20 protein-coding genes are annotated in these 17,294 nt (G+C 30.5%); all 20 read right to left on the reverse strand.

Annotation, left to right across the window (positions count from 1 at the left end; translation table 11 throughout):
- Positions 1 to 69: 69 nt before the first annotated feature.
- Positions 70 to 1,920, reverse strand: coding sequence for a fused FliR family export protein/FlhB family type III secretion system protein (locus CLOBL_RS06410; protein WP_077858258.1), 1,851 nt, complete (start codon positions 1,918 to 1,920; stop codon positions 70 to 72).
- 14 nt (positions 1,921 to 1,934) lie between these two features.
- Positions 1,935 to 2,204: a flagellar biosynthetic protein FliQ gene (locus tag CLOBL_RS06415; protein WP_077858259.1), complete on the reverse strand. Its 270-nt coding sequence runs from the start codon at positions 2,202 to 2,204 to the stop codon at positions 1,935 to 1,937.
- Between the two features lie 11 nt (positions 2,205 to 2,215).
- Entirely contained in the window at positions 2,216 to 2,992 is a 777-nt protein-coding gene (fliP, locus tag CLOBL_RS06420; protein ID WP_077858260.1) for a flagellar type III secretion system pore protein FliP, read from the reverse strand.
- The gene (locus CLOBL_RS06425) at positions 2,982 to 3,380 is read right to left on the reverse strand and encodes a flagellar biosynthetic protein FliO (RefSeq protein ID WP_077858261.1); all 399 of its coding nucleotides are present in this window, start codon (positions 3,378 to 3,380) and stop codon (positions 2,982 to 2,984) included. Before CLOBL_RS06425 ends, fliP begins: the two co-directional genes overlap by 11 nt.
- A 9-nt stretch (positions 3,381 to 3,389) precedes the next feature.
- Positions 3,390 to 3,869: a flagellar basal body-associated FliL family protein gene (locus tag CLOBL_RS06430; protein ID WP_077858262.1), complete on the reverse strand. Its 480-nt coding sequence runs from the start codon at positions 3,867 to 3,869 to the stop codon at positions 3,390 to 3,392.
- A gap of 99 nt (positions 3,870 to 3,968) precedes the next feature.
- Positions 3,969 to 4,160 carry a flagellar FlbD family protein gene (locus tag CLOBL_RS06435; protein WP_077858263.1) on the reverse strand — a complete coding sequence of 64 codons (192 nt, stop codon included), beginning with the start codon at positions 4,158 to 4,160 and terminating at the stop codon, positions 3,969 to 3,971.
- A 260-nt stretch (positions 4,161 to 4,420) separates the two neighbouring features.
- Positions 4,421 to 5,440, reverse strand: a complete 1,020-nt coding sequence (locus tag CLOBL_RS06440; protein ID WP_077858264.1) for a flagellar hook-basal body complex protein — start codon at positions 5,438 to 5,440, stop codon at positions 4,421 to 4,423.
- Between the two features lie 198 nt (positions 5,441 to 5,638).
- Positions 5,639 to 6,046: a flagellar biosynthesis protein gene (locus tag CLOBL_RS06445; RefSeq protein WP_077858265.1), complete on the reverse strand. Its 408-nt coding sequence runs from the start codon at positions 6,044 to 6,046 to the stop codon at positions 5,639 to 5,641.
- Between the two features lie 20 nt (positions 6,047 to 6,066).
- The gene (locus CLOBL_RS06450) at positions 6,067 to 6,819 is read right to left on the reverse strand and encodes a flagellar hook capping FlgD N-terminal domain-containing protein (protein WP_077858266.1); all 753 of its coding nucleotides are present in this window, start codon (positions 6,817 to 6,819) and stop codon (positions 6,067 to 6,069) included.
- A gap of 11 nt (positions 6,820 to 6,830) precedes the next feature.
- On the reverse strand, positions 6,831 to 8,234 hold the full coding sequence (locus CLOBL_RS06455) for a flagellar hook-length control protein FliK (RefSeq protein ID WP_077858267.1): 1,404 nt from the start codon (positions 8,232 to 8,234) through the stop codon (positions 6,831 to 6,833).
- 72 nt (positions 8,235 to 8,306) lie between these two features.
- A complete protein-coding gene (fliJ, locus tag CLOBL_RS06460) occupies positions 8,307 to 8,747 on the reverse strand; it encodes a flagellar export protein FliJ (RefSeq protein ID WP_077858268.1) in 441 nt (146 codons plus the stop codon).
- 165 nt (positions 8,748 to 8,912) lie between these two features.
- Positions 8,913 to 10,229, reverse strand: coding sequence for a flagellar protein export ATPase FliI (gene fliI / locus CLOBL_RS06465; RefSeq protein WP_077858269.1), 1,317 nt, complete (start codon positions 10,227 to 10,229; stop codon positions 8,913 to 8,915).
- Positions 10,230 to 10,367: 138 nt separating this feature from the next.
- Positions 10,368 to 11,147 carry a flagellar biosynthesis protein gene (locus CLOBL_RS06470; protein WP_077858270.1) on the reverse strand — a complete coding sequence of 260 codons (780 nt, stop codon included), beginning with the start codon at positions 11,145 to 11,147 and terminating at the stop codon, positions 10,368 to 10,370.
- Positions 11,131 to 12,147, reverse strand: coding sequence for a flagellar motor switch protein FliG (fliG, locus tag CLOBL_RS06475; RefSeq protein WP_077858271.1), 1,017 nt, complete (start codon positions 12,145 to 12,147; stop codon positions 11,131 to 11,133). The genes CLOBL_RS06470 and fliG overlap by 17 nt, the downstream gene beginning before the upstream one ends.
- Before the next feature lie 9 nt (positions 12,148 to 12,156).
- Positions 12,157 to 13,731, reverse strand: coding sequence for a flagellar basal-body MS-ring/collar protein FliF (gene fliF / locus CLOBL_RS06480; protein WP_077858272.1), 1,575 nt, complete (start codon positions 13,729 to 13,731; stop codon positions 12,157 to 12,159).
- 21 nt (positions 13,732 to 13,752) lie between these two features.
- On the reverse strand, positions 13,753 to 14,070 hold the full coding sequence (gene fliE, locus CLOBL_RS06485; RefSeq protein ID WP_077858273.1) for a flagellar hook-basal body complex protein FliE: 318 nt from the start codon (positions 14,068 to 14,070) through the stop codon (positions 13,753 to 13,755).
- 11 nt (positions 14,071 to 14,081) lie between these two features.
- Complete coding sequence (flgC, locus tag CLOBL_RS06490; protein ID WP_077858274.1) at positions 14,082 to 14,489, reverse strand: flagellar basal body rod protein FlgC; 408 nt, start codon at positions 14,487 to 14,489, stop codon at positions 14,082 to 14,084.
- Between the two features lie 72 nt (positions 14,490 to 14,561).
- On the reverse strand, positions 14,562 to 14,963 hold the full coding sequence (gene flgB / locus CLOBL_RS06495; RefSeq protein ID WP_077858275.1) for a flagellar basal body rod protein FlgB: 402 nt from the start codon (positions 14,961 to 14,963) through the stop codon (positions 14,562 to 14,564).
- Positions 14,964 to 15,464: 501 nt separating this feature from the next.
- Entirely contained in the window at positions 15,465 to 16,136 is a 672-nt protein-coding gene (locus CLOBL_RS06500) for a hypothetical protein (RefSeq protein ID WP_077858276.1), read from the reverse strand.
- A gap of 74 nt (positions 16,137 to 16,210) precedes the next feature.
- Entirely contained in the window at positions 16,211 to 17,194 is a 984-nt protein-coding gene (locus CLOBL_RS06505; protein WP_077858277.1) for a glycosyltransferase, read from the reverse strand.
- Positions 17,195 to 17,294 lie beyond the last annotated feature (100 nt).

Here is a 17,294-nt window from a genome sequence, read left to right on the forward strand (position 1 = left end):
GTAAAATTAATTGCTAACAGTAGCAATTAATTCATCTACATAAATTGATATGTTGCAACATATGTTTTTTTAATTGTTTTTCTTTTTAAGTTTCATTACTATAACTAAAATTTCTGCAACCCCTTGATATAAATCTTGAGGTATATTCTGATCTATTTCTACCCTATCATACAATAATCTTGCAAGAGGTTTATTTTCAATAACTGGAACATCATATTCCTTTGCCTCTGTCTTTATTTTAAAAGCAATATAATCAGCGCCTTTAGCTACAACTTTTGGAGCTTCCATACTCCCATTTTCGTCATATTTCAAAGCAATAGCTAAATGTGTAGGATTTGTTATAACGACTGTAGCATCTGCAACAGACTTCATCATTCTTCTCATACCTATTTCTCTTTGCTTTTGCTTAATTTTTGCTTTTATTTTAGGATCACCTTCTGATTGCTTATATTCATCTTTAATTTCCTGCTTGGTCATCCTCAAATCTTTTCTATAAGCTCTAACTTGATAAAAATAATCTATTGCTCCAATAATAACAAGAACTATACATATCTGCTTAAAAATATCTACAATTAGATTTTTAACCTCATTTCCTAATGACGGTAAATATAAATTAGAAATAGATAATATATTTGTATAATTTTTCACAATATAATTATATGTTATAATTCCTACTATAGCTATAATTACCACGTTTTTCGCTAATCCCTCAAAACTTCTTTTCGAAAACATCTTTTTTATTCCTGCTAGAGGATCATTAGCTTTAAATGGAAGCTTGAACTTTATCTTCGTTATTAAAAATCTTGATTGAATTAAATTAATAGCAACCCCAGCAATCATAATAAACAACATAAAAGGTAATATTAAGCCTGATGTTTTCATTATAGTAGTATACACAACATTAGAAAATGTTGCCTGGTCAAAATTTTCTAGCATAGGTAACTTTAAAAAATAAACCATAATTTCTTTCATTCCATTAATTATGGTTCCCCATAAGGCGTTTATAAGAAGTGTACAAACAACCATAGTTACTGCTACAGACACATCTTTACTTTTAGCTATTTGTCCTTCTTTTCTAGCTTCACTAGTTTTCTTTGGTGTTGCTTCTTCAGTTTTATCATCAGCCGCAAAGATTAACGCTACAGGTACTGCAGGTATTAAGTTAACTATACCTTTAATAGTATTTGGTAAATTATATATAGCTGTACCTATTAATTTAAGCATTATTGGTAATAACACTATATATGTTATAATACCTAATATATTTTTTACAGGTAATCCCAAAAACATAACAGGAAATGTTGGTACTGTCCTTGAAATCAGACCTAAGCATATATCTGTTATAACAATTATCAATACCATTGGTATTGCGATCTTTACACCTAACGTAAAAAAGTTAAAAATAGTTTGAATAACTCCCATTATTGTTTCTTGATAAACTATAGTTTTTCCAATTGGTATTATGCTTAAACTTTCAGCTAACATGTTTATAATTATATGATGCCCATCCACTATAAAAAAGAAGGTTAATGAAACAAAATATGATAAATTACCAAGCAGAGTTGATGAAGTTCTACTTGTTGGATCAAATATATTTACCATTGAAAACCCAACATGAACATCCATCCATGCCCCTGCAAATCTTACAATTTCAAAAATAAGATTAGTTATGTATCCTAATATTAAACCTGTCATTATCTCGCTTATTGCATAAAATACTACTATGTAATTATTATTTATTGAGGTCATTAAATTAGAGTAATCTACTCCTGATAATATTCCTAATGAAAGTATCAAGGCAAATACTCCTTGCATAATTTGCGGTGTTCCTGATGGAAAAAATATTTGAACAGCTACAAAATATGAAGTTATCCTTAAGAAAATAAAAAATAATGCAAGAAAGTATGCGGTATCTATCACCTTTTCCTACCTCCTTATGTAACAACCCTTGAAATCAACTCGAAGATTCTATTGGTAAAAGACAACATTGTTTGAAGCATCCAAGGACCTAGAAAAATTCCAATAACTGCAGCTCCTATTAATTTAGGAACAAAAGATAATGTTGTTTCCTGTATTTGAGTTGATGCCTGCAAAACACTTATTACTACCCCTAATACAAGAACAACTAATAATATAGGTGCACTTACCTTTGCTGCTGTTATCAAGGTATCCTTAACTACTGCATTAAGCATTGTTTGTGTCATTCTATTTCACCTCACATAAAGCTCTGAATCAAAGAACTAACCAGTATATTCCATCCATCAACCATAACAAATAATATCAGTTTAAATGGTATTGAGACTTGAGTTGGCGGCACCATCATCATTCCCATTGACATTAATAAACTTGCTACTACAACATCTATTACAAGGAAAGGCAAGTAAATCAAAAATCCAATTTGAAATGCTGTCTTTAACTCACTTATAGAAAATGCAGGAATTAATGTTGTAAATGGGATATTTTCCTTTGTCAAATTATCTTGATCCACCTTACCAATATTAACAAATAATTGCAAATCCTTCTCCCTAGTCTGCTTTAGCATAAACTCTTTTAACGGTTTTGAAGCTTCTTCAACAGCTTGCTCCTGTGTTATTTTATTTTCTAAATATGGTTGAATTGCATTAGTGTTCATTACATTATATACAGGTTGCATAATAAACAATGTTAAAAACAAAGCTAGTCCTATAAAAACTTGATTGGGAATAGCTTGTTGAACACCAAGTGCACTTTTAAGAAATGAAAATACTACTACTATTCTAGTAAAAGATGTCATCATTATCACTATAGATGGCAATAACGATAAAATAGTAAAAAATATTAGAATCTTTATACTCGACACATAATCTTGTGGTGTATTTCCATCACCAAGAGATATATTTAATTGTGGTAAGTTTGTATTATTCGGAGCTGCATATGCACTAATACTGAATGCCATCATAATTCCAAGAACAGTTATAAAAGTGATTGCAATTCTTCTCTTTTTATTTTTCATGTTTCTCTTCCTTTGATTTTATATTTTTTACTATTTTAGAAAAACCTTTTTTTGATTTTACCATTAAATCAGTATAATATTGTATTGCCTCTTCTGATGCCCTCTTTTTTGCTTCCTCAACAATTCTAATTTCTTCTTCTGATAACTCTGATATTTTTTCCATGTGCCCTGCAGCACTAGTCATAACATATCCTTTTTCACCAATTTTAATTATTAATATAGCATTTTCTTTTGTTATCTGTACTCTCTCAATAACTTTAATATACTTATTGTTATTTGTAGCATCAAGCTTTTTTCCCATTAATTTAAAACTCAAAAACATCAAACCTAATGTAAACATCAAAGCTAAAATAAGACGTACAATCATTCCTAAAAATTCAAAATCCATCTCTTCTACCTACTGAATTATCATACTTTTGAATCTTACATCAGTAATTTTACCTTTAATTAAATCTTTATTTATCGCTTCAATTAATTCTTTCTTCATTGTTTGTTCATTTGCTGTATTATTAATAAAATCGGCTTTTTTACCTTTAAAATAAAATATAATATCATCTCTAACAACCGCTTGATCCGCTGTCAATTCATCTGCTAATTTTGTTTTAGTCTTATCATAGCCTAAAGATATTTCTCCTTTAAAATATCTTTTTCCACCTTCATCAGCTAAATTCACTGTAAATTCACTTAAATCCATATATGCATTTTCTACTACAACTTCCTGTGCATCCACAGTTTTGCTTGTTTTCATAAACAAATACACACCACCAAAAGCTGCTCCCCCTAATACTAGTAATCCTAAAATAAATAGAATCACCATGACCCCTTTATTGCTTTTTACTGAATCTTCACTTTTTTCTTTTTTCTTTCCAAAAGCCATTATTATCACTCCTTATTATTCCCAACAATTAAAAAGTATTGTTTTTTTAACTCAATGCTCATTTTTTATAAATACATGTTACAATTTACAATACATAAATTATATTTTAAATGTAAAAATCTTATTTTTATATTCTATAACGGCATTTTTTACTTCTTGTAAGCTTTCCAATACTATATACTTCTTCCCATTCGTTAATGTAATTATTGTTTCTGGTACTGATTCAAGTTTTTCAATATGATCAGCATTTAATACAAAGCGTTCATGGTTCATCCCTGTTACGTCTATCATAAATTCTCACCCCTTTAAATATAACTGTACAGTTCACAATACACAATTAAATATATTACCCGAACTTTATAATAAATTATTTAAAAACTTTAATTGTGCATTGTGAATTGTGCAATATAGAATTTTAATATAAAATTCTATATTTTTTAATTGATAGCAAATTGAGGCTAAATTCAACTTGCTATCATATTATTATCCCCACATATATTTCAATTATAATTCTATACTTTTATTAATTGAATATATTGCTATTAGATGGATTACCTTATCAATCCAATAACAGTATCAAGCATATCGCTTTCATTTGTTATCATCTTAGAAGCCGCTTGGAAAGATTTACTTGTTGTAATCATATTTGCAAATTCAGTTGTTAAATCAACATTAGAAGCTTCAAGATATCCAGATCTTATTGCACCAAACGAACCACTATTGTCGGTAGTTCCACTAGCAAGAGTTTTGCAGCTACTTATTTGAGCTGCTCCGGAATTTCCTGATTGTGCGAGGAAATTATTTCCTTTATCTTCAAGACCTTCAGGATTTGTAAAATTAGCCCTTGCTACTTGACCTATTGCATATGTTTTACCTGATCCTACTGTAATTGTCACAACTCCATCACTTCCTATAGCAAAACCTGTTACAGCTTCAGTAGTGGTACCACTTGTTGTAACAGTAGAAGGTATTACTAAAGGTTGTAACTTGGTACCATCATATGTTGAAGTATCTGGATCTGCAAGCCCTGTTTCAGAAATTGATATTACACCATTTGTAACTGTATAAGCACTACTCCCAGCATAATATCCCATTACTCTATATCCATTTGAAGTTACCAAGTTTCCATTTTCATCTAAATGAAAATTACCATCTCTTGTATACGCAGTATCATATGTAGTACCAGTAGCAGTTCCTGTTCCTGATGTATCAAATGCATTGTTAGTAATAGGGAGAGATTCATCTGCTGATCCTTTGGTAACTATAAAATATCCATCACCATCATTAGCTAAATCTAAAGTTCTTCCTGTTGATTCCATATTACCTGTTGACATTAACTTATCAATACTAGATACATTAGCTCCAAGACCTACTTCTTGTGCATTTGTACCCCCAGTATTTGCTGTTGGTGCACTTGCACCTGCAGATGCTTGATACAAAGTATCTGCAAAGTTTACACTTGAACTTTTAAATGCTGTAGTAGTTGAATTCGCTATATTATTTGAAATAACATCTAATTTAGTTTGGTTTGCTTTCATGGCAGTTATTGCCGTATTCATTGCTCTTGACATATAGATTCCTCCTCATAAACATAAATTATTAACTTGCATCTATCGTTCAGCAAGTTCAGGCCCCCGCAGGTTAGTTATGAGTTATGAATTACAAGTTATGAGTTATCATGGAAACCCTTACAGGATTTCTTTATTCTTTAAATTCCCGCCAAGTAATTTGTTCCTTAACTCATCACTCTTAACTAATTTAAGTCCAGCCTATAAAATTACCACACTATCAATATTCGTAAATATATTATCTTTTGCTCTCTCTTTATTTACTGCTGTTATAATAGTTTTATTTTCAATACTTGCAATCAAGGCAGTATCTTTATATATCATAACGGCATTTTTTGAGTTTTTTTCCTTTGCTATTTCAAATCCCTTTTCTACTGCTTTCATGTCTTCATCTGTAAAATTAATTTCATTCAATCTTGACGCTGCATGTTTAGATACTGTAAATTTTTCATTTTTATTTGCAACATTATCTAATATACTTTGGAAACTATTTGACTTATTAGTTTTATTTACATTAGTTTTATTTAAACTTACATTATTAGATGCATTTTCAACCTGCCTAAAATCTCCGAAAGAATATGCCTGTCCATTAATAATCCTATAACTCATTTATTATCTTCCAATATTAATTATGCGCTAGCAGAATTATTAGTAGCAGATTCACTATCATCACTATCGTAATCTCCTGCTTTCACCACAGATGCGAATGGATATTCCTTCGTAGTTCCATCTGAAGTAGTAACTTTTATCATTACTTGTCCATTATTTATATAGGCACTTTTCATTGTTCCAGAAACTTGAGTCGCTTTACCATCAGAATCAGTTGTAGATACAGTAACAGGTTTTCCTGTTAATGCTGAAGCCGCTAAGAAGCTTGAACTTAATGCAGCAGCACCAACTGCAGATTCTGTAGCGCTGCTTGCACCTGAATCCGTAACTCCCATAATATCTTCCGCATTAAAGTCCTTAGTAGTAAGTGAACCATCACTTCCTTCTATTTCTAATGTTATCATTGTATTATTATTTGAATCTGTATATACAGATTGCACAAGTCCAGCATAATTTTTTCCACTATCATCAGTATCACTCATAGCAACACCTTTACCAATTAATCCTTGATATGAAGATTTAGTCAATGTATTATTTAAGTTATCCATTTGCTCTATTGATGAAAATTGTGCCATTTGTGCTACATATTGCGATGAATCTTGATCTTGCGTAGGATCTATATTTTGTAATTCTGCACATAAAATCTTCAAAAATGCATCCTTATCCATAGCTCCGCCGGCTTCAGATTGCTTAATAATTTTAGTTCCATTACTAGTAGTTCCAGAACTAGGAGCACTGGTATGTTGACTGTCAAGTGGATTTACATTACTCATTTATTTCCCTCCTATGCTAAGAAATTTACGTTTCCATTATCGATAGCTTGTGTGTTACTATCTGCCAAATAATCTTCGTCACTTATTTTGTCATTTCCACTCTCATTAGCGTGATTAGAATTTTGTTGCTGCTGAGCAAATTGTCCATCAAAATTTCCATTTTTAAAGAATGTTGTATCTTCTTGATAAAGCTCTATATTAATCTCACTAATTTTTATATTCTTATCATTTATCTGATTCTTTATGTCAGTTAAATTTTGCATAAGTAAACTAGTAGTGTCTTTTGAATTAGCTTTTAAATTAGCTTTCATAACTCCATCTTCTTGAGTTAAGCTTATAGTTACTTCACCCAGATTGCCTGGATTAATTTTAACTGTTAATTCTTTTAATCCATTCGTGCTCATAAAGTTAACATCCTGAACTATATCATTTGCAAATGTAGCTTTATTCACAGTAAGATTTTTTGATGTTTCTGTTACTACTGCGTCTTGATTTTGGATAAGTTGGTTTCTAGAAACAAATAAATTTATTTTATTTGTTGTATCTCCAGTTTTATCATCAGTAGCTAATGAATTTAAAAATTTATCTTCTTTAGAAGATTCTTTATTTTCTAGCGTAGTATTAGAGTTACTGCTTTCATTTTCAGTAGAATTTTCATTATTACTTTGTGAATAATTCTTATTTAGCAAATCTTCTAAAGTTAAAACTTTGCCATTTTGATTTTGTTTATCATCTATCAGCTTAGATATTTCTGACATTAAATCTTTAATACCATCTTTAACTTCTTTTGAAGTGTTGCTGTCGTCATTTATATTTTTTAAAATGTTTTGTACTAGGCTTAAGGAATTAGTATCTAATTTATCTTTTACTGAATCTGTTTGTAAAAGCTTCATCAAATTATCCATAACACTGTTTAAGTTATCACTCGATGACGATGTATCCTTGCCAGCACCTTCTATCAGTTTTTGCAGCATATCAGAATTAACTTTTCCATCTGTTGATGTTATATCTTTTTGATCTATACCCAATTGAGCAAGCAAATTCATAAGTTCATTCAATATGTCATTAACATCATCTTTTGACGCTGATTTACTTTCTTTCTCCAACTCTTCAAGCTTATCTTTTAATTCATCAATTTTAGAAGAGTCTTTATCTTCAACTTGATTACTTTGTTCATTATTATCAACTTTAGATCTATCATCTTTATCATTGACTTTAGTATTAGAATCTTTATCATTAGGTTTAGTACTGATATTTTTATTATCTACTTGCTTTTCGTTTTTCTGAGAACTTAAGGTTTCTTGGAAATCTTTATTTCTAGTAGGCTTATTTGATGAACTTGTCGTAGAATTTACACTGGAACTCACTATACTATTTTGAGCATAATCATAAGATATTTTAGTAGCTGTAGCCATTATTCTCACCCCCTTTCAAGTCTAGGAACTTTACATATCTTTGAATAAAAACATGCCTTTTCCACAACTTTATTATTGAATACTTTTCCCTCTCATATATGCATAAAGAGCTAACTCATCTATATTAATCTGCTCTATTCGATCCTGTTCCTTTATGTACGAATTATATTTTTTATCCTTTAAAGTTTGAACAGTTTTTCTTTCCACCTGTTTTACTATTAAATCTTTTCTTCTGTTATTAATTTCTATATTTTTGACATCTAAATCTTTCTCTGCTGTTCTTATTCCACTTTGAACTCCTTGTATATAATATCTTTTTAACTTTTGATATACTACATCTTCATTTGGAGTTATACCTTTGTATTTATCATAATTGTCCTTAAGTTCCTTTAATCTCTCTTCTATCTTATTTTTTTCTCTCTGACTTTCAATAAGTAATCTTTTACTTTCTTCTTCTTTTGAAATTCTTATCTCAAGAAGTTTTTGCAACCCAAACTTAAATCTTTCAGCCAAAGTGAAACTCCCCCCTTAATCAGTTCACAGTTAACAATTAGCAATTTACAGTTATGATTGAAATCCATTCTAGATTTCTCTAATTATTTTCGCAACTTGTATAGTTATTACTGTTTTTTAAAATTTTTACTCTTCAATTTTAAAACAGGTATATGTACATTGTTATTATCTAAACATTGATAACAATGCAGCCTCTGTCTCTTCAAAGCTTGATTTTTCATCAATTCCTTGACATAAAAAGCTATTCAGCTGATCATTATAATTAACAGCCATATCAATCTTTTTATTACTTCCTTTAACATAAGCACCTATGTTAATTAAGTCTTCTGAGTCCTTATACGTTGCTAAAAGATCTCTAGCTATGGATGCTGCTTCTTTATGCTCTTCAGGTGCTATTTGACTCATAAGTCTGCTGACACTGTTTAAAACATCAATAGCAGGATAATGGTTTTTATGTGCTAAATCTCTAGATAAAACTATATGTCCATCTAATATACCTCTAACAGCATCTGCTATAGGTTCATTAAAGTCATCACCATCAACAAGTACAGTATAAAATGCAGTTATGGATCCATCGCTTGATGTTCCAGATCTTTCCATGAGTTTTGGAAGCTTTGCGAATACTGAAGGAGTATACCCTTTTGTAGCTGGTGGTTCTCCTATTGCAAGTCCAACTTCTCTTTGAGCCATAGCGAATCTTGTAACCGAATCCATCATAAGAATAACTTTTTTACCTTTATCCCTAAAGTACTCCGCTATTGCCGTAGCCGTTAATGCTCCCTTAATTCTTATTAATGCAGGTTTGTCCGAGGTAGCACATACTACAACCGACTTTTTCATACCTTCAGGTCCTAAATCTTTTTCTATAAATTCCCTGACTTCTCTTCCTCTTTCTCCAATTAAAGCTATTACATTTACATCTGCCTTAGCTTCTCTTGCTATCATTCCGAGAGTTGTACTCTTACCTACTCCACTTCCTGCAAATATACCAATTCTCTGGCCATCTCCACAGGTTAAAAAGCCATCTATAGCCCTTATCCCCGTTGGCATTATTTCTTGTATTCTCTTTCTCTTCAAAGGATCTGGAGCATCATTTTCTAAAGGATACTCTTCTCCATCCATCGCTATACTTTCGCAATCAATTGGCTTTCCAAGTCCATCAATTATGTGCCCAAGTAATTTATCTGAACATCTAACACTTAATGGTTTATGCTGTGGTACAACTCTACAGCCTGGTGATATTCCTATAAGCTCATCAAGTGGCATTAAAATTACAAATTCATCTTTAAATCCGACAACTTCACAATTTATTGGAATATTTCTTTCGTTATATATTACACAAAGTTCCCCAACAAATGCCTTAATACCTTGTACTTCAATGGTAAGACCTATTACTTTCTTAACAACGCCTTCACTATATATAGTCGAAGTGTTATTTACCTTTTTTATTAATCTACTAAAATCCAAGTCCAAATCAAGCATTTTAGAATTACCCCTTTACAACACACAGCATGCAGTTTACACTATCCAGTTAACAATTATGTTAAGAATATTTTAATTTAATAATTCCTTTGGAGACCTACTCCATAACTGTAAGCTGTAAACTGTGAACTGTATAAATTATCCTAATATCGCTTTGCGTATTTGTTCCATACCGATTTCTATTCCTACTTTTACTATACCGCTTGGTTTTTCCAATACTGCATTTCCTGGCTTCATAGATTCATCGGTAATTACAAAAATTTCGTTCTTTATACCATAAGATACTTTCCATCTTTTAACTTCAGCTTTTAATTCTTCTACATGGATCGAATTTGCCTTTAAAATAACATTATCTTCTCCTTTTGAAATCTTAAAAGCTTCTTCAATAATTGCATTCATAGCATCATCTCTACTTAATTCCTTTTGAGCGATGCTTTCTGCTATTTCTAATGCCAATTTCACTACTTCTTCTTTTTTTGCTTCTAAATATTTTTCATAATTCTCGTGTGCTGATTTTAAAAGTATATCTGCTTTGTTCACAATTTCAGAAGCCTCCGCTTTAGCTCCATCTATTGTCTCATCATAAGCTTTTTTATAGCCGTCATCATATCCATTTTTAAGCCCTTGCTCATAACCTTTTTCATAGGCTTTTTTCTCAGTAGCGTTAGCTTCCATTTGAGCTCTTAAAGTTATTGCCTGCTTTTCTCTTTTTGCATCTTCTATTATTCTCTGACCAATATCTTCATATTTCTTTAAAAGTTCTTCTGGATCAATTTGAGGTACTTTTTCTTCGCTTTCTTCTTTTAGTTCTTCGAAGCCTTCTAATACTGACTTCTTACTAACATATTCTGTTGAAATAACCTTGCTATTTCCCTCTTTTGCAAATCCTTTTTTTATTAAGCTATACGATGATTGCATCTTCTCCACCTCTTGCTATGATGATTTCATTAGCATCATCTAACCTTCTAATAACAGAAACAATCTTTTGTTGTGCTTTTTCAACATCCGTAATTCTTACTGGTCCTAAGAATTCCATATCTTCCTTCAATGCAGCAGCTGCTCTCTTAGATTGATTTCTATAAATACAATTTGCAACTTCATCAGAACATCCTTTAAGTGCAAGGGCAAGATCTGAAGCATCAACTTCTCTAAGAATTCTTTGAATAGATACATCATCAAGAGAAACAATATCTTCAAATACAAACATGGAGCTCTTAACTCTATCTGCAAGCTCAGCGTCTTCTCTTTCTAAGCTTTCAGTAATATTCTTTTCAGTTGTTCTATCAACTTGATTTAAAATACCTACTAAAGTCTCTACACCACCTAAGCTTGTCATCTCTGTTCTTACTACTGAAGATAATTTACTTTCAAGTACTGACTCTATTTCTTTAATTACCATTGGAGATGTATTATTCATAGTAGCTATTCTATAAGCAACTTCACTTTGTGTTTCTTCTGGTAACTCTGCCATTACTTGTGCAGCTTTATCTGCTTGTAGATAACATAATATAAGTGCTATTGTCTGCGGCTGCTCTGATATTATTACATTTAATAATTGATGAGAATCTGCCTTTCTTGCAATTGAGAAAGGTCTGTATTGAGCTGTAGCCTCTGACACCTTTTCCAATATTTCACTAGCCCTTTGAGATCCTAATGCTTTTGAAAGTAATGTCTTAGCATAGTCCATACCGCCTTCAATTATGTAATCCCTAGCTTTATTTATTTGTAAAAATTCATTTAATATTTCTTCTCTCTGCTCTGAAGTAACAGAAGTGATATTAGCAATTTCATAAGTTATTTTTTGAATATCACTTTCTGGTAATTTTTTCAATATACCAGATGAAGCTTCTGGACCAAGTGTTATAAATAGAATTGCGGCCTTATGCACTCCTGTTAATTGGTTTTGTTCCTTTGGCATATCTATCTATCACCTCTCATTTTCTGTCAACCATGACCTGATTATTTCTACAACTTGATCTGGTTTTTCAATTGCATATTTCTTTATTTCATCTTCTAGATGAGATTTTTGCGTTTTAGACTCGAATTCTATTGGTTCAAAAGCTTCTGGTTCCTTAGGTATTATACTATCATCAATTAATGTATCTAGTATTTGATCTTCTTCTGCTCTCTTCCTTCTTCTTCTTCTCATTAAGATCACTGCACCTGTAACCGCTCCAGCTAAAACTATTGCCCCTAAAACTCCTGCAATCACCATCATCCTATTTTTACTTGCTGCTGCCTCAGCTGCATTCATTGCATCCAATTCTGACTTAGCTTGATCTTGAGAGCTTGTATCAAATGCCATTCCAAGTACTGAAACTTGATCTCCCCTACTTGTATCAAGTCCAATTGCATTTGCAACTTGTGTCTCAAGTGCCTGCTTAGTTGTATCATCTAAATTTCCATCAATCATAACTGATGCTGTAAGTCTTTTAACTTCTCCTGGTGCACTAATAACTTTTGACTCAGTTTTTCCTGTATCATAGTTAGTTTTTTGATCTTCTTTACTCGAAGTTGAATTATTAGTAGCACTATTAGTAATCTGATTGCTCATATTATTATCCACAGGACTCTGACTATCTGTACCTGTCCCTGCAGTATTTGCTTCTTTAGAATTTTCTTGACTAACAATAACTTTATTAGGATCAACCACTGTCTGTGTCTTCTGCTTTGAATCAAAATCTAAATCTGCATTAACAGACACTTTTACTTTATCTTTACCAACAACTGGTTCAAGTATACTTATAATTGCTTTCTGTAATTTATCTTCATATGCTTTTTCTGCTGTCTGCTGTTTTGATAACGTATCAGAACTCACTGAATCTTTATCATCACTATTCATATCTTTAGTTAGTAAATTCATCTTGTCATCAATAACATCTATGTTTTCCTTGGGAACATTTGCTGTGGCTCCTGATACCAAAGCTACTATAGATTTCACTTGATCATCGTCAATAGTTTGTCCAGTTTTAAGTTTTAAGTATACAGCAGCCTTACCTGCTTGCTTATCCTTTGCAAATACAGAATCTTCTGCTTGCGTAATATGTACTCTTGCGTCCTGCACCTGAGGAAAACTCTTTATAGTCTTTTCTAGTTCTCCTTCCTGCATTCTAACTTCTTTAATTTTAAACTCCTCATCCGTCATCCCAAAAGAGCTTCCACCGTCCATAAGCTCATACCCTTTACTTTCTGTTGTAAGATTGGGTGCTAATGTAAGTCTTAATTTGTCAACTTGGTCTTGAGGAACACTAATAGTATTTGTACTATTATCTATTTTTGCATCAATCTTATTATCATTTAAATATTTTATTACAGTTTGTGCATTTCCTTCATCAAGATTAGAAAATAAAACTTGGTACTTATTGGTAGATGAGTAGAAAATCCCACTAGCAATTGCTATAACAAGCGCTAAAATCGAAGCTATTATAGCAATTTTCACTCTTCTGCTCTGGGATTTAAACTTTTCTAAAAGCCCCTTAACCTTTTCCAAAAGTTTCTTCATTATTTTGCTCTCCTCACCCTACTACAATTGCATCTTTATTAATTGATTATATCCATCTAATAGTTTATCTCTAGTTTGAGCTAAAAATTGCAAATTCAAACTAGCTTCCTGGCTTTTAATCATCATGTCATCAACGCTTACATCTTCACCTTTAACAAACTTTGATGTAGTAAGATCAGCCTGTGTCATTTTATCATTAGCATCATCTAAAGACTTTTTTAACACATCTCCAAAATTAACACCATTATTTTGTTCATTATTTTCATTACCATTGTCAAGTTTATTAAACTTACTGTTAAATAAAACCTCATTTTGTGCAAATTTATCCTCTATTTTCATTTCTCATACCCCTACTTTCCTATCTCTAAAGCTTTTGAAAACATACTTTTCAAAGCATTAAATGTATCAACATTAGCCTCATAAGACCTTGTGGCTACCATCATATCTGCCATTTCATTTAATACATTTACATTAGGCTTTGTAACATATCCATTGGCATCTGCATCTGGATTTGTCGGATCATATTCTTTTCTAAGTGGTGACGGATCCTTTTCAATCTTTACAGCTTTTACCCCCGCCATATCCTTATTCGCATCAAGAGCTTCCTGAAATACTGCCACCTTTCTAACATATGGGCCGCTTCCATCAGCACTCCTCGTTGTATTTGCATTTGCCATATTTGATGTTATGGTATCCATTCTTAATCTTTCTGCCGAAAGCCCTGTTGCACTAATTTGCATAGAACTAAATGCATTCATCTCTCTTCCCCCTCATTTTATAGCCTTGATATCTTGTTTTTTTACCCTAATAATTATACAAACCCAATTTTTTTACTTTAGTACAGTTTTCATATTGTTATATTCACTGTTTATCCTAGTTACTAATGCATTATATTTAAGTGTATTGGCCGCTTGATTTACTTTTTCAATATCTAAATCAACGTTATTACCATCACTTCTCATACTAGTACTATTATCTCTATCAATTGATATGTAATCACCACTTGAATCATCATCTCCAATATGCTTAGAATTAGTTTTCTTTAATTCTAATCCAGATGAAGAAGTTCCGTTTTTTAAATTTTCTTCAAAAACAACATTAAACCTTTTGTAATCTTTTGTATTTATATTAGCCATATTGTTAGCAATTGTCTTTGATCTAACGTCAGAAGCATTTAACCCTAATTTGACTAAATCATAAGTTGAATCACTTCCAATAAAATCTATCCCCATAATCTCACTCCCTTATAAATTTGTTATTATGATATAACTTAATTTTTAGAATATTAAGTATGAAACCCAAATAGTAGCTTTCTAAATTTTACACCATTTAGACTATATAATTTAATTATAGAATAATCCGAGCAAATTTTCCATATTTTTTTTTATATAATATATATAAATTGTTGTATTTATTACTATATTGGTTATAAAATGTTGTTTAATCCAATATTACGGCAAGATTATTCAAAATTTATGCATTTTTATTTAATCTTAAAATATTGTAATATGCTGTAGATTTCGATATTATAATCGCTAAATTTGTTTTATTTTTATAAGCTCAAGTAAAATTTGCAACAAATAAAAAAAGTGATAAATAACAAGCTTTACCACAAGCACTAGTACCTTTCTTGTTAATTGTCACCTTTAATTAAACTTTATAATTATTTATACTTTCCAATTTTTTATTTTTCATCCTATAATATTTTTAGTCATTTATTCAATACTATTCACTTAAGCATAAGTATCAAATTGACTCGAAGAATTAATATTGTTTAAATTATTTGTCGTATTATTTGCACTTTGAATAATTTTTTTTAAGTTATCACTTAAATAATAAGTATTATTGCTTTTTAAATTTGCAGCTATTTTTTTTATTTCATAAAAAAAACCTTTACGTCCCTTGTTATTGTTTATAAATTCACCAAGTTTTCCCTTTGAAACTGCATCGTTACATTTATCTTCATCTAATTTAAGTTTTCCTTTATCATCAATTGTAACCCCAATGTCAGATAATCCTGAAGATTGGTCATTAATAATTTTTGTCATATTTTTTTTCAAATTCTTAAGTCCCTTATCATCATAACTATCAGTATGATCAACAAAGTCATTATAAGCTTTTATAAATTTTCCAAATAACTTCGTAAACGTACTTGTAACTTTCGTGGTTGAAGATAAACTCGGATCCGAATTTAATTCTGCACTAGTAAAACTTACTCCCATAATTGTACTTGTCTTTGATTTTGCTTCTTTGTACAATTTATTTATAATTTTAACTAAATCTTCGGAATCTTTTTTTGCATCAGATAAGTATTCCGATAATTTAGGTGAAATTTTCGCTTGATCTGAACTTGTTATTGATGAATATATACTATTTATTATACTCGAAACACCTACATTACTCATAATTTCCTCCTCCTAAAAATTCATATATAATTATACTATCGTAAATATCTTTTAATAATTTATCATTTCTTTCTTTATTTATTTAAACACGTATCTAAAATCAGTCTATAATCGGCATTATTTAGTTCTGCATACATTCTTTTTTTCTTATCCAAATCTAAAATATATTTATTAGTATGATAATCATAGTCTACTAATTCAAAGAAAAATTCCTGAAGCTCTCTAAACATTTCGTAATTTACATTTTCTTCACTTCCACCTAGAGCATAAAATTTAACCATATATATATACATGTTGTATATCGTAAATGTAATTTCATCCTTATAATCTCCATAAACATTAAGCTCTTTGAATTTTTTAACCAAGCACCTCAAAGCTTCCATTTTATCATTTATTTGGATTTTCACATGTGAATCACTCGTAATTGATTTAGAATTATTGGTATAATAGTATAAAACAAGATCTGAGGCATAGACATTTTTTAAATATAGCATAACAATAGGTAAAAAATCGACATCTTCAAACGTTATTTTTTCTCTAAACCTTATATTATTATCAATTAATATGCTTCTTTTAAAAATCTTACTCCATACAAACCCTGGATATGCAATAAGATGACGTCTTTTCTCAGTATTCAATTCTCCCCATACTTCTTTGACTGTTGATAGCGCCATTTTCCCAGCACTTTTATTATCAAATCCACAATCTACCATATCATAATTTCCCTGCTTGGCTAATTTATATAATTCCTCATACATCTCTTTTTCTACGTAGTCATCACTATCAACAAACCCTATATATTCTCCCTTTGCAATTTTCATTCCTTCATTTCTAGCCCCACCAGGTTTCTTATTTTCTTTTAAATCTATTATAATAATTTTACTTCTATATTTTTGTTTATACTCCTTTAGAATTCCTATGCTTTCATCGGTAGAAAAATCATTAATTAATATTATTTCTATTTCCTCTAAAGATTGACTTACAATGGAATCAAGACATCTTCTTAGATACTTTCTACTGTTATATACAGGTACAATTATTGATACTTTAATATTCATATTGGCATTATTCCTTTTCTATATTATTTCATACATACATTGAACCACTTATAAATTAGCATTTTATTTAAATAAAATAATGACAACTAATAATTTTATC

The organism is Clostridium sp. BL-8 (assembly GCF_002006495.1).
GTDB lineage: Bacteria > Bacillota > Clostridia > Clostridiales > Clostridiaceae > Clostridium.

Coding starts and splice junctions, on each gene's coding strand:
- CLOBL_RS06470 (WP_077858270.1), bottom strand. CDS start 11,147: ATGCAATCATCGTATAGCTTAATAAAAAAAGGATTTGCAAAAGAGGGA.
- CLOBL_RS06440 (WP_077858264.1), bottom strand. CDS start 5,440: ATGTCAAGAGCAATGAATACGGCAATAACTGCCATGAAAGCAAACCAA.
- CLOBL_RS06430 (WP_077858262.1), bottom strand. CDS start 3,869: ATGGCTTTTGGAAAGAAAAAAGAAAAAAGTGAAGATTCAGTAAAAAGC.
- CLOBL_RS06500 (WP_077858276.1), bottom strand. CDS start 16,136: ATGAGTAATGTAGGTGTTTCGAGTATAATAAATAGTATATATTCATCA.
- flgC (WP_077858274.1), bottom strand. CDS start 14,489: ATGAATGCATTTAGTTCTATGCAAATTAGTGCAACAGGGCTTTCGGCA.
- fliP (WP_077858260.1), bottom strand. CDS start 2,992: ATGAAAAATAAAAAGAGAAGAATTGCAATCACTTTTATAACTGTTCTT.
- CLOBL_RS06450 (WP_077858266.1), bottom strand. CDS start 6,819: ATGAGTAATGTAAATCCACTTGACAGTCAACATACCAGTGCTCCTAGT.
- CLOBL_RS06415 (WP_077858259.1), bottom strand. CDS start 2,204: ATGACACAAACAATGCTTAATGCAGTAGTTAAGGATACCTTGATAACA.
- fliE (WP_077858273.1), bottom strand. CDS start 14,070: ATGAAAATAGAGGATAAATTTGCACAAAATGAGGTTTTATTTAACAGT.
- fliF (WP_077858272.1), bottom strand. CDS start 13,731: ATGAAGAAACTTTTGGAAAAGGTTAAGGGGCTTTTAGAAAAGTTTAAA.
- fliG (WP_077858271.1), bottom strand. CDS start 12,147: ATGCCAAAGGAACAAAACCAATTAACAGGAGTGCATAAGGCCGCAATT.
- CLOBL_RS06455 (WP_077858267.1), bottom strand. CDS start 8,234: ATGGCTACAGCTACTAAAATATCTTATGATTATGCTCAAAATAGTATA.
- flgB (WP_077858275.1), bottom strand. CDS start 14,963: ATGGGGATAGATTTTATTGGAAGTGATTCAACTTATGATTTAGTCAAA.
- CLOBL_RS06505 (WP_077858277.1), bottom strand. CDS start 17,194: ATGAATATTAAAGTATCAATAATTGTACCTGTATATAACAGTAGAAAG.
- CLOBL_RS06435 (WP_077858263.1), bottom strand. CDS start 4,160: ATGATAGACGTAACAGGGATGAACCATGAACGCTTTGTATTAAATGCT.
- fliI (WP_077858269.1), bottom strand. CDS start 10,229: ATGCTTGATTTGGACTTGGATTTTAGTAGATTAATAAAAAAGGTAAAT.
- CLOBL_RS06445 (WP_077858265.1), bottom strand. CDS start 6,046: ATGAGTTATAGGATTATTAATGGACAGGCATATTCTTTCGGAGATTTT.
- CLOBL_RS06425 (WP_077858261.1), bottom strand. CDS start 3,380: ATGGATTTTGAATTTTTAGGAATGATTGTACGTCTTATTTTAGCTTTG.